This window comes from Streptococcus danieliae (assembly GCF_025447695.1).
Taxonomy (GTDB): domain Bacteria; phylum Bacillota; class Bacilli; order Lactobacillales; family Streptococcaceae; genus Streptococcus; species Streptococcus danieliae.
Genome location: NZ_JAOBSU010000052.1, coordinates 1 through 12,029, shown reverse-complemented (window position 1 = coordinate 12,029; position 12,029 = coordinate 1). Strand labels below are relative to the sequence as shown.

Here is a 12,029-nt window from a genome sequence, read left to right as displayed (position 1 = left end):
TCTGAACCGCCCGAAGAAATCTTAGAATCAATCTCATCCACCTTCTCAGCAATATATGTTACAGTCCTTAGAATTTCGTTAAGGGCTGTTTTTTCTAGTTCGTTCATATTGACCTCCTACCGAATCTGTTTCAATCGACGTATCTCACTTAATATAGCGTCTTGCATCGCTTTATTGGATTCTTGATTTTCAGCATCCATTTTATCCATAATCTCAACAGTTTTAGCAATTAGTTTCTTTCCAAACCATATACTAACTGTCAATGATGTGAATGCTGATACTAAGATATTACTAATGATCACCATCGTATTTTGTCCTCACCCAAACACTGACCGATAAACACCGTAAGCAATTGCTCCAAGAATCAATACGCTTGGAATCAATCCACCTTTAATGGAAATCTTAGTTTTGTCTACTCCATCAGAAACCATCTGAGATTTCTCAAAACTACCAATTAAAACTTTTTTCCAGTCCATTATTACTCTCCTTTTTCTTGCGGAGGTACAAGCTATGTGTTAGACTAAATATATCCCCCTAAGGGGAGGAGGCTTTCGCCTCCCTCTTAACCAAGTTACCACTTGATTAAGAATTTGAATTTGAGCTTAAGCCCTAGGAAACTGATTTCGAAAGCTAGTTCCTTGTGCTTAGGCTTTTTATTTAGCCTTGACTCCATGCCCTGTACCTCCTTTCTTTTTGCTAGGTCATTCCCTGACCTTGATTATAGTATACTACGAAAATTTCGTACTGTCAAGCTGAATTATCAAAAAAATAAGTTTTTTTCGTATTTTTGATTGATAAACTATCAAAATTTAAGTATAATTATTGTAGAAACAAAAAGGGAAGTAATTATTATGGATGACAAAATCAGGATGCAAATAATAGCCGATAACATAACCTACTATAGAAAGCTAAAAGGTATAACTCAAAAGGAGCTATCAAAAGAAGTGGGGATTACCGCAAGTACTATGACTGATTATATGAAGTTAAGAAGTGCCCCTTCTTTCGGAGTTATACAAAAAATCGCTGATTATTTTGGAGTAAAAAAATCCGATATCGATTCTACATTTAAAGATGAAGAATCAACTCCCCAAGAAATCCCCTCTTCCGTCAGTAAACTCAATTCTGAACTTAATACGGAGAACCATGGCAAGTGGGTTAGTTACGGAAATGAACTGCTAGAAGAACAGAATACCGTCCAAGAAGAATCTGCTGAATACAGTAGCGATAAAGTGGTCTCAATAAAGAAAAAACTCTTCAAATACCATGTCTATGAAAAGCTTTCAGCTGGAACCGGAGAATCTTATTTCAACGACTGGAATTACGACGAAGTCTACTACGATGAAGAAATCGACCATGATTTTGCCTCTTGGATTTTTGGTGATTCCATGGAACCTCGTTTCTTAAATGGTGAGGTCGCACTCATTAAAGATACTGGATTCGATTACGACGGTGCCATCTATGCTGTTGAATGGGATGGACAAACCTATATCAAAAAAGTCAAACGTGAAAAAGATGGCCTCCGTCTTATTTCTCTAAACTCAAAATATAAAGATAAGTTTGCCCCTTACGACGAAGACCCACGGATCATCGGAAAAATCATTGGTAGTTTCCAACCTATTTCAATTTAGATAACCAATGTGCAACTACTGATCCACACTAAAAGCTGGCTAGAGAAATAAATTATGAAAGAATTGTTACTAACTGATGAACAAGCTGATGAATTACTAAATATTATGAAAGTATTTGCTTCCCGACACGATGTTACTTTAACTAATAACACAAATGGAAGAATCGATATCGTCGGTGAAAACAATAATCGGTTCATTTTAGATTATTTTTATAATGAACATAACAAAGTATTTAATTTTAGAGAGACGAGATATAATTACACTCTATTTAGAATTAACTTAAACAATAAGTTTCATAAAAATGCTGATGGAACAATAGTACGGGGTAATAGAATCAATATTTTTTCTGCTGATGAATATTATCAAAAAAGTGATGAGACAACTCATTATCGTGCATTCCCCCTACCCTATGACAAAATTTCAAACTCAGATGATTTTTTACGTACATTTGAAGAGTTAATTGATTTTGCTAATATTACTGAGCGTGATAAGGTCTCTTTCAAAATCCAAGATGGCTTGCTATAATCTAAGTAAAGAAAAGGGGGATATTTAATGGATGCTCTCGAAATAAAACAGTCATATTTAGATTTTATTAACACAACAGCTGCGTTTAATGAAATATCAGAAAGTCATATAGAAGTTATCACTCCATTTGTTGATTCTTTCGGAGAAGCGATTGGTTTTTCTGTTAAAAGTGATGGCAAACTCTTTACCGTAACAGATGAATCCTATACTATTTGGAACTTATCTATAAATGGTATCAACGTCACAAAAAGTGGACGACGCAAAGAGCTCTTTAATTCACTTCTTAGGTATAATGGTTTTGATTTTAATAGTGGGGCTATCGAAAGAAATACTAGTCGTACCAATTTAGGACAAACAATCCATGATATGACGCAGCTCCTGGTAAATGTATATGATTTTGTTCAATCAAGTCCCGCAAATGTTAGGTCTCAGTTTTTAGACGATGTGAAGAACTATTTTATGGATAACGAGAAATACACTGTGTTTCCTGCTTTTTCTATTGCTGGAAAATCTCGTTTAGAACATAAGTTTAATTTTGTTTTCATGAGTAAGGGAAAATCTAAAATTGCCAGGGTGCATAATAATATTACCAAACAACAAGTAGATACAATTTTAGCTAGTTGGTTGGACACATCTGAATTTAGACAAAGAGAATACGGAGATAAGGAAGAATTATATATTATTGTCAGTGATGAAGGATTCAAGAATCTAAAAGAAGATCACTTGGTTGCTCTTCATCAGTACGGAATAGAAGTCTTAAATTTTGCAGACAAAAAACAATTAACTCTCAATCTAGCTAAATAAAAACTCCCCACACTTTCGCCGGCAAGCACAGTGTGAGGAGTAAAACGATTGTATGAGAATTAGCCTTACGGCTTTTTCTTATACCCATTTTATCATAAATGAGGTGAAAGATGGCTTATTTTCGAAAACGAACTAACGGATGGGAATATCGCATCTCCTACAAGACTCCCGATGGGAAATACAAGCAGAAATCTAAGTCTGGTTTTCGAACAAAAAGCGAAGCTGTTCGCGCTGCATCCGAAGCGGAACTTGAATTAGAACCAGGTTTACGGATTGAAAAAGAGATTACCTTTGCGGATTACTTCAAAAAGTGGTATCTGATACATAAACAACCCCATATTTCTACTGGGACAATTAAGCACTACCAAACGGCGCATGCTGCTATTCTAAAATATTTCGGAAACATACAATTGAAATCGCTCACCCCGTCCATATATCAAGAAACACTGAATGAAATGGGAAAGCATTATCGAAAAGGTACACTTCGGCTACTAAATTCCAAATACAGATCGTGTGCAAAATATGCGGTTATGGATAGAATTATCTCTGTCAATTTTGCAGAAGTTGCTAAAGTCCATTCTTCTGTCCCTCCTAAAAATTTAAATGAAAAATTTTTATCGGAATCAGAATATAAACTGCTTATTGAAGAGACTAAGAACAATCCCTTTAAACTCCGAAACCTACAACTTTATCTTTTGGCGGTAACTGGAATGCGTGTAGGAGAAAGCTTGGGATTGACCTGGGATGATGTTGACTTCGAAAAAGGTGAGTTGAATATCAATAAGACTTGGGATATTTATACTCGCGATAAGTTCGCAAAGACAAAAAACGATCAATCAATACGGACTATTCCAATCGATGATGATACAATTAAATTACTGCGTGAATACAAACAAGGCTACTGGAAGCAAAATGAACATAATCGCCTATTTACTTCAGACGCTCACGCTTTTCTCAATAAACGGATAAAATCCTTAGTAGGCAGAACTGTCCATGTACATTCGTTGAGACATACATACGTCAGTTATTTACTTTCAAGCGGAATTGAGGTTCTGACTATCTCTAAATTGATTGGTCACAAAGACCCAACAATTACACTGAACACTTACTCTCACCTTTTGAGAGAGAGAGAAATTGAGGATTACCAAAAGATAAAAAAACTTTTTGGGGCAGATTTGGGTCAATATACCAAACAAAGCCTTTAAAACAAGGATTTAGAAAGATACTATGATTACTAAAGAATTCGATACCATTACTGCTATTTCAACTCCCTTAGGGGAAGGGGCTATCGGAATTGTCCGACTTTCAGGGTCCGATAGTTTAACCATTTTGAAAAAAGTGTTTAAGGGGAAAAATCTGGACCAGGTAGAAAGCCACACTCTTAATTACGGCCATATCATCGATCCCGATAAGGATGAGATTTTGGACGAGGTTATGGTGGGAATTATGCTGGCCCCTAAGACCTTTACTCGTGAAAATGTGGTTGAAATTAACACACATGGAGGGGTGGCTGTCACCAACGAGATTCTCCAGCTCCTCATCCGGCAAGGGGCACGTTTGGCTGAACCGGGTGAATTCACCAAACGCGCTTTTTTAAATGGCAGGGTCGACCTGACACAAGCCGAAGCGATTATGGATTTAATCCGTGCCAAAACCGATAAGGCCATGAATATCGCGGTTAAACAATTGGATGGCTCCCTCTCGCAATTGATCAATGACACGCGCCAGGAAATTCTCAATACGCTAGCCCAGGTTGAGGTGAACATTGATTATCCTGAATACGATGATGTCGAGGAAATGACAACCCAGCTCTTGCGGGAAAAAACAGCTGACTTTGAACAGTTGTTATCTTCACTGCTTCAGACGGCACGCCGGGGTAAAATTCTACGAGAAGGAATTACCACTGCCATTATCGGTCGGCCCAACGTTGGGAAATCCAGTCTGCTTAACAGTCTTCTAAGAGAAGATAAGGCCATCGTTACGGACATTGCCGGGACCACTCGGGATGTCATCGAGGAATATGTCAACATCCAGGGGATTCCACTCAAACTGATTGACACAGCTGGGATTCGCGAAACAGAAGATATCGTGGAACAGATTGGTGTGGAACGATCCCGCAAGGCCTTGCAAGAGGCTGACCTGGTTCTCCTCGTTTTAAACTCTAGCCAGACCTTGATGGATCAAGATCGGCAACTCTTGGAGTTGACCCAGGATATGAATCGAATTGTCCTTCTCAATAAAACCGACTTGGAAAGCCAGATTGAAAAAGATCAGTTGCCTGCTGATGCCATCCCTATCTCGGTTTTAAAACAAGACAATCTTGAAGCCATTGAAGAACGGATCAACCAGCTCTTCTTTGAAAATGCTGGTTTAGTGGAACAGGATGCCACCTACCTGTCTAATTCACGGCACATCAGTCTAATTGAAAAAGCCCTAGCGAGCCTGCAGGCAGTCAACGAAGGCCTAGCTCTCGGAATGCCGGTTGACCTGCTCCAGGTTGACCTCACCCGTACCTGGGAAATTCTAGGAGAGATTACCGGAGACGCTGCTCCTGATGAACTGATTACCCAACTCTTCTCCCAATTCTGTTTAGGAAAATAGGTCATCTTTTCTTTTATAAAACAAAATGCATCAAATCACGGGACTTTCTCCCACTTGATTTGATGCATTTTTAAATTCAGAAACTATTTATCAGTTCCTACTTCTACTTTCAGATAGGCTTCTGCTAAACCAGCTTCGGATAGCTGCTCGTCGATAAAGCTACCATTAGAGGTCCGCTCCATGAGACGTAGCTGGTCCAACTCAACTGAATAAGCACGGCCGGCTTGGTCCAAAACTTCCAAGACGCCTGCGCTATCGGCGGCAATAGCTCCCGCCATGAAAACCCGGTGCGGTGCTTTTTTCAATTCCTTCAAGATTTGCAAGCCGCGGCCGGCACGACCAGCCAGTGGGAAATCATCAAGGCGATTGGCCTTGATGGCACCGCGTTGTGTCAAGAGGTAGAAGGTCTCAGAAGTCACTGGGAAGGTAGCCACCAGCCAATCGTCCGCCTTCAAGTTCATGGCCTTAACCCCGGCCGCCTTGGCTCCAACCTGTGGCACATCCTCACCCGCAAAATGCAGGGCATAACCCAGGTGACTGATCGCCAGGATCGACTCTTGGCCAATTGGGGCCACCGTGATCACCTGATCATCCGCCCCCTTCAACTTCATATAGACCGTTGCCTTAGACTTGTAGGTCCGCCAAGGTTTGAGATCCGCCAGCGCCAGGCGTTTGATTTGACCTGACCGGCTGGCCACCACATAGGCCCCTACCTCAAAGTCGGACACCACTTGTGCAAACACAACCTCTTCTTCCTGGCCAAAATTACTGATCGACTGGCTCAGATGCTCCCCCAAGTCCTTCCATCGAATATCGGTTAGCTCATGGACTGGACGGTAGATGACATTTCCCTTATTGGTGAAAAGGAAGAGGTGCTGGGTTGTTTGACAGGCTGCCAACAGGATCAAATGGTCGTCCTCCCGCTTGCCCATCTCTTCCAGATTGGAAGCAGAGAAGGAACGAGGACTGGTCCGCTTGATGTAGCCAGCCTTTGTCACTGACACATAGGTATCTTCCGCCACAATCAGGCTGGCACTATCAATCTCAATCGTCTGAGCCTGGTCCTGTAATTCTGATAAACGGGGATTGGCAAAGGTCTTCTTGACCTGGCGCAATTCCTTTTTCATGAGGTTAAAGAGGGTAGCCTCATCGCCAATAATGGCTTGCAGGGTCTGGATCGTTTCTTCCAGCTCGGCTTGCTCAGCAAGGAGGATTTGAACGTCCGTATTGGTCAGGCGATAGAGTTGCAAGGTGACAATCGCTTCCGCCTGCTCCGGCGTGAAGTCATAGGTCGCTTCCAAGTTCTTCTTAGCATCCGCCTTATTTTCCGATTGGCGAATCAGGGCAATGACCTCATCCAAGATGGACACCACTCGGATCAAGCCTTCAACAATATGCAGCCGTTTTTCCGCCTTAGCTTTTTCAAAACGACTGCGGGCCAAAATCACTTCTTGACGGTGTTGAATATAGCTAATCAGAATCCGGTGGAGACCAACCTGCCTTGGTGTTGAGTGATCAATCGCCACCATGTTAAAGTTATAGTTGATTTGCAGGTCACTGTATTTAAACAGGTAGTTCAGAATCAAGTCAGCCTTGGCGTCCTTCTTCAACTCAATCGCAATCCGCAAACCAGTCCGGTCACTTTCATCCCGAACCTCCGCAATCCCAGCAACCTTATTAGCCACCCGAATATCGTCAATCTTCTTAACGAGACTAGCCTTGTTGACCTCATAGGGCAACTCTGTCACCACAATCTGTTGCTTCCCCCCCTTGAGGGACTCAATCGCTGTTCTGGCACGAACAACCACCCGGCCCTTACCGGTCTCATAAGCCTTACGGATCTCATCCTTGCCTTGAACAATCCCGCCCGTCGGGAAATCCGGCCCAGGCAGGAAGCTCATCAACTTATCCAGCTTGGCATTGGGATGATCAATCAAATAGATGGTGGCATCAATCACTTCCGCCAAATTGTGCGGAGGAATATCGGTCGCATAGCCGGCCGATATTCCAGTCGCCCCATTAACCAGCAGATTGGGGAAGGCGGCGGGTAAAACCGTTGGCTCTTTTTCCGTATCATCAAAATTCCAAGCAAAAGGCACAGTCTCCTTGTCGATATCCAACAAGAGATAATCGGAAATCTCTGACAAACGGGACTCGGTGTACCGCATCGCCGCCGGTGGATCCCCATCCATGGAACCATTGTTCCCGTGCATCTCCACCAAGATCTCCCGATTCTTCCAATCCTGGCTCATCCGCACCATGGCATCATAGATCGAACTGTCTCCATGAGGGTGGAAATTCCCCATGATATTCCCCACAGCCTTGGCCGACTTCCGATAGCCCTTCTCAAACGTATTGCCATCCTTATTCATCGAATAAAGAATTCGGCGCTGGACCGGCTTCAAGCCATCCCGAACATCCGGCAGGGCCCGATCCTGAATTACATATTTGGAGTAACGCCCAAAGCGCTCTCCCATAATGTCCTCAAGGGACATGGTTTGAATGTTTGACATAAATTAAGATACAAAGGGACAGTTCACTTGCGAAAATTTTTCGTAGAAACAACGTCCCGTGTTCAGTTAGATCAACTAACCAACACAATCCTTTCTTATTTCTTAGGCGAGGTCAAAACCAATGTTAAGCCTCTTTTTTAATTGCTAGCACAAAAGGAGCTCGCAATCGATCGATCTCTTCGTTTGTTCCTCAAACTCAGAGAAGTCCAATCACTCCCTGCCTTCATCCCCTATTCCTGTAAACATTTCTGCTTGGTAGTAGTTATAGCCCTCATAATAATAAGAATGATCCAGCCCTTTGAAAAAAGTTACCTTGCCAAGGTCGTCTGTTAAAGCCTGGAGCAGGAGGTACTTAAGTTCTCCGGTTGAGACATGACTTCTGACCATAGCGTTGAAATAGGCATCCTTATCGACCGCATTCCAGTCAACCACCTGTCCCAGACTAGCCCGAAGCATACAGTCCAACCAAATGCGCATACTTCTGCCATTTCCTTCACGAAAGGGATGAGCCACATTCATATCGGCATACTTATCAATAATTTCATCAAAGGTTTGATGGGGAAGCTTATCGATATAAAGGAGCGATTGTTCTAAGAAAATACGGGGGGCAAACTGAAAATCATCCTTGGTCATATTCACATCCCGAATTTTTCCAGCAAAATCATAGATTTCTTCAAAAAGAAGCTCATGAATCTGAGTCAGACCCTTGAAGCTACCGACTTCTAAGGCAAACAGCTGGCCACTCTCAAAGAGTTGGACCGCTTTTTTCTTGCTTAATTCTTCTTCTTTGCGAGCCAGCTCGGCAGCATTGTCAATTCCTAACTTATTGGCTAAAACCATTTCTGTCCTCCCTCACTAGGAACCGTTCCTTTTAAAAGACTGTTGATTCTTCCAAGGTAAAAGTCACATTCTCTTCAATCCACTTGCGGCGAGGTTCGACCTTGTCCCCCATGAGGGTGGACACGCGCCGTTCTGCGCGGGCGACATCATCGATGGAGACCCGAATCAGGGTGCGGGTGTCTGGGTCCATGGTGGTTTCCCAGAGCTGGTCGGCGTTCATTTCCCCTAGTCCTTTGTAGCGTTGGACGGTGGCGCCTTTACCGAAGCTTTGCCGGAGGGCTGTTAGTTCCTGGTCGGTCCAGGCGTAAGCGATTTCTTCTTTTTTGCCGCGACCCTTAGACATCTTATAGAGGGGTGGGAGGGCGATGTAGACGCGACCGGCTTCGACGAGTGGACGCATGTAACGGTAGAAGAAGGTCAAGAGAAGGGTTTGAATGTGGGCACCGTCTGTGTCCGCATCGGTCATAATAATGACCTTATCGTAGTTGGCATCATCTAGATTAAAGTCTGCCCCGACTCCTGCACCGATGGTATAAATCATGGTGTTGATTTCTTCATTTTTCAAAATATCGGTCATCTTGGCCTTGGCTGTATTGATGACCTTCCCACGTAGGGGCAGGATGGCCTGGAATTTCCGATCCCGGCCTTGCTTGGCTGAACCGCCGGCAGAGTCCCCTTCGACCAGGAAGAGCTCATTCTTGGCAGCATTCTTGGATTGGGCAGGGGTTAACTTGCCTGATAGGAGACCCTTGTCCTTTTTCTTCTTACCAGACCGGCTGGCATCACGCGCCTTTCTTGCCGCCTCCCGAGCGTCACGCGCGCGGATGGCCTTGCGAATCAAGTTGGCGGCCAATTCCCCATTTTCCATTAGAAAATAGGTTAATTGCTCACTCATGACCCCTTCCACAAAAGGCCGAGCCAGAGGGCTCCCCAGCTTATCCTTGGTTTGCCCTTCAAACTGCAAGTGCTCTTCGGGCACCAGCAGGGACAGCACTGCCGTCAGGCCCTCGCGGTAGTCGGAACCATCGAGGTTCTTCTCCTTCTCCTTGAGGAGGCCTGTCTTCCTTGCATAGTCATTCATGGCCTTGGTCAGGGCCGTCTTGAGGCCGGTCTCATGGGTTCCCCCATCCTTGGTACGAACATTGTTCACAAAGGATAAAATATGGTCGGAATAACCATCATTATATTGGAGCGCGACCTCAACTTGGAAGCCTTGATCTTCTCCTTTAAAATCCAAAATCGGCGTCAAGACTTCCTTCCCTTCGTTGAGATAAGCCACAAAGTCTTGGACCCCATTCTCGTAATGGAAAGAAACGGCATCCCCAGTCCGATCATCCTCCAGGCTTAAGGTGACATCCTTGAGCAAAAAGGCTGACTCATTCAAACGATCGGCAATGGTGCCAAACTTAAACTGAGTGGTCGAGAAGATAGCTGAATCCGGCATAAAGTGTACCTTGGTCCCGGATTGGGACTTGGGAGCCTTACCAATCTTCATAAGCCCCGTTACAGGTGTCCCACCCTCTTCAAACCGCTGGCGGTACACCGCCCCGTCACGGGTAATCTCAACCTCCAACCACAGCGAGAGGGCATTAACAACCGATGAACCAACCCCGTGAAGACCCCCAGAAGTCTTATAACCACCCTGGCCAAATTTACCACCAGCATGGAGCACTGTAAAAATGACTTCAACCGTTGGCTTGCCCATGGCGTGCATCCCGACAGGCATCCCCCGCCCCTGGTCCGCAACAGAAATGGAGCCATCCTCGTGGATTCGTACATCAATGCGGTCTCCGAAACCAGACAGGGCCTCATCCACTGCATTGTCAACAATCTCCCAGACTAGGTGGTGCAAGCCCACGCCATCGGTTGAACCGATATACATCCCTGGACGCTTGCGAACAGCGTCCAAGCCTTCTAAGACCTGAATGGCATCATCATTATAGGCTGTCAAACTGACCTCTTTTTTTGCCATAGTGTCCTCCTTGTTTTCAGTACTTTCTATCTTACCAATTTTTCCTAGAATTGCAAATAAGGCTGTTCTAAAGCACAATAGAGAAGCTAAACCCTTCCGCTTTTCAGAAATACCCCAAAATACGAACCGGAGCTAGGCGATGCTCCTTTCACTTCAAAAGCGAACCTCTATTTGAAAGGATGTGCATGGTCTGCTTGAGATTTTTAGACAGTATAAAAGTCTTCATTTGAATCATCTTTTTTGCCTGCCTCCTGCCCAACTGTGCTATACTATTTTTATGATTATCTTTTGCTTTCTTATCGCCTACCTGCTAGGCTCCATACCGACAGGGCTTTGGATTGGCCAATACTTTTTTAACATTGATCTACGAACCGAAGGATCTGGTAATACCGGGACCACCAATACCTTCCGCGTGCTAGGTAAACAGGCGGGGATCATTACCTTTTTGGTGGATTTTTTTAAAGGGGCGCTCGCAACCTACTTGCCCATGCTCCTAGGACTCCCTGTTTCCCCTATTTTATTCGGTCTGGCAGCCGTTTTAGGCCACGTTTTTCCAGTGTTTGCCCAATTTAAGGGCGGAAAAGCCGTGGCGACCAGTGCTGGAGCTGTTTTCGCCTACTCCTTTGGCTTCTTTATCTACCTCGCCATTATTTTCTTTGGCATCCTCTACCTCTTCAGCATGATTTCCCTATCCAGCATGGCTGCGGCCATCTCAGCCATTCTCGGTGTGCTGATTTTCCCTGCCATTCATTTCCTCATTCCTCAATCCGATACAGCCTTCACCTTAACCATTATTGGCATCTCGCTCTTAATTTTGGTGCGCCACCGCAGCAATGTTGTTCGAATTATGGAAAAAACTGAAAATATTGTTCCCTGGGGAATCAATATTAGCCAGCAGAAACCCAAAAAGACTTCCTCAGAGAGCGAGGAAGAGTAATTTCTTCTTGACCCAGCTAAGACAAAACCACACTGTAACCATTCCGTCTTGATTCATTTCAAGATTGGAAATGACAGTGTGGTTTTTATTTTTCCTCATACTACTTCCAAGCCAAAATCATTACTCAAACTATTTTCCCAAATTATTCATACCTCAAACAACTCCGTGTAAATAGCTAAAAAATCATCAGAAATTGCCAAAAAACAATG

At 43.8% G+C, this 12,029-nt stretch carries 11 protein-coding genes; 6 read left to right on the top strand and 5 right to left on the bottom strand.

All coding sequences use genetic code 11. The annotated features are described in order from the left end of the window. Positions 1-116: 116 nt before the first annotated feature. Positions 117-305 (bottom strand): hypothetical protein, encoded by a 189-nt coding sequence (locus N4310_RS04945; protein ID WP_262092299.1) that lies wholly within the window; start codon positions 303-305, stop codon positions 117-119. Between the two features lie 12 nt (positions 306-317). Continuing rightward, the gene (locus N4310_RS04940) at positions 318-476 is read right to left on the bottom strand and encodes a hypothetical protein (protein ID WP_262092298.1); all 159 of its coding nucleotides are present in this window, start codon (positions 474-476) and stop codon (positions 318-320) included. Between the two features lie 375 nt (positions 477-851). On the opposite strand from N4310_RS04940, the gene N4310_RS04935 reads away from it, so the two are divergent. The 5 genes from N4310_RS04935 to mnmE all read left to right on the top strand — a co-directional run bounded on the left by N4310_RS04935 (position 852) and on the right by mnmE (position 5,558). Next, positions 852-1,628 carry a helix-turn-helix domain-containing protein gene (locus N4310_RS04935; protein ID WP_420832894.1) on the top strand — a complete coding sequence of 259 codons (777 nt, stop codon included), beginning with the start codon at positions 852-854 and terminating at the stop codon, positions 1,626-1,628. Positions 1,629-1,682: 54 nt separating this feature from the next. Then, a complete protein-coding gene (locus N4310_RS04930; RefSeq protein ID WP_262092297.1) occupies positions 1,683-2,153 on the top strand; it encodes a DUF6978 family protein in 471 nt (156 codons plus the stop codon). 27 nt (positions 2,154-2,180) lie between these two features. Further along, the gene (locus N4310_RS04925; RefSeq protein ID WP_262092295.1) at positions 2,181-2,957 is read left to right on the top strand and encodes a DUF1828 domain-containing protein; all 777 of its coding nucleotides are present in this window, start codon (positions 2,181-2,183) and stop codon (positions 2,955-2,957) included. Between the two features lie 110 nt (positions 2,958-3,067). Continuing rightward, positions 3,068-4,162, top strand: a complete 1,095-nt coding sequence (locus tag N4310_RS04920; protein WP_262092294.1) for a site-specific integrase — start codon at positions 3,068-3,070, stop codon at positions 4,160-4,162. A 22-nt stretch (positions 4,163-4,184) separates the two neighbouring features. Further along, complete coding sequence (gene mnmE, locus N4310_RS04915) at positions 4,185-5,558, top strand: tRNA uridine-5-carboxymethylaminomethyl(34) synthesis GTPase MnmE (protein WP_179925359.1); 1,374 nt, start codon at positions 4,185-4,187, stop codon at positions 5,556-5,558. Between the two features lie 83 nt (positions 5,559-5,641). Here the strand turns inward: mnmE and parC are convergent, their stop codons facing one another. The 3 genes from parC to parE form a co-directional block, all read right to left on the bottom strand. Further along, complete coding sequence (gene parC / locus N4310_RS04910; RefSeq protein WP_262092293.1) at positions 5,642-8,071, bottom strand: DNA topoisomerase IV subunit A; 2,430 nt, start codon at positions 8,069-8,071, stop codon at positions 5,642-5,644. Between the two features lie 210 nt (positions 8,072-8,281). Continuing rightward, positions 8,282-8,911, bottom strand: a complete 630-nt coding sequence (gene fic, locus N4310_RS04905) for a protein adenylyltransferase Fic (protein ID WP_262092292.1) — start codon at positions 8,909-8,911, stop codon at positions 8,282-8,284. Positions 8,912-8,942: 31 nt separating this feature from the next. Further along, positions 8,943-10,883 (bottom strand): DNA topoisomerase IV subunit B, encoded by a 1,941-nt coding sequence (gene parE, locus N4310_RS04900; protein ID WP_262092291.1) that lies wholly within the window; start codon positions 10,881-10,883, stop codon positions 8,943-8,945. Between the two features lie 277 nt (positions 10,884-11,160). On the opposite strand from parE, the gene plsY reads away from it, so the two are divergent. Beyond that, positions 11,161-11,820 carry a glycerol-3-phosphate 1-O-acyltransferase PlsY gene (gene plsY, locus N4310_RS04895; RefSeq protein ID WP_179924026.1) on the top strand — a complete coding sequence of 220 codons (660 nt, stop codon included), beginning with the start codon at positions 11,161-11,163 and terminating at the stop codon, positions 11,818-11,820. Positions 11,821-12,029 lie beyond the last annotated feature (209 nt).

What these genes read in the sequence shown, in the direction of transcription:
- parC (WP_262092293.1), bottom strand. Translation starts at nt 8,071, where the DNA reads ATGTCAAACATTCAAACCATGTCCCTTGAGGACATTATGGGAGAGCGC.
- N4310_RS04925 (WP_262092295.1), top strand. Translation starts at nt 2,181, where the DNA reads ATGGATGCTCTCGAAATAAAACAGTCATATTTAGATTTTATTAACACA.
- N4310_RS04945 (WP_262092299.1), bottom strand. Translation starts at nt 305, where the DNA reads ATGGTGATCATTAGTAATATCTTAGTATCAGCATTCACATCATTGACA.
- N4310_RS04930 (WP_262092297.1), top strand. Translation starts at nt 1,683, where the DNA reads ATGAAAGAATTGTTACTAACTGATGAACAAGCTGATGAATTACTAAAT.
- N4310_RS04920 (WP_262092294.1), top strand. Translation starts at nt 3,068, where the DNA reads ATGGCTTATTTTCGAAAACGAACTAACGGATGGGAATATCGCATCTCC.
- N4310_RS04940 (WP_262092298.1), bottom strand. Translation starts at nt 476, where the DNA reads ATGGACTGGAAAAAAGTTTTAATTGGTAGTTTTGAGAAATCTCAGATG.
- fic (WP_262092292.1), bottom strand. Translation starts at nt 8,911, where the DNA reads ATGGTTTTAGCCAATAAGTTAGGAATTGACAATGCTGCCGAGCTGGCT.
- parE (WP_262092291.1), bottom strand. Translation starts at nt 10,883, where the DNA reads ATGGCAAAAAAAGAGGTCAGTTTGACAGCCTATAATGATGATGCCATT.
- mnmE (WP_179925359.1), top strand. Translation starts at nt 4,185, where the DNA reads ATGATTACTAAAGAATTCGATACCATTACTGCTATTTCAACTCCCTTA.
- N4310_RS04935 (WP_420832894.1), top strand. Translation starts at nt 852, where the DNA reads ATGGATGACAAAATCAGGATGCAAATAATAGCCGATAACATAACCTAC.
- plsY (WP_179924026.1), top strand. Translation starts at nt 11,161, where the DNA reads ATGATTATCTTTTGCTTTCTTATCGCCTACCTGCTAGGCTCCATACCG.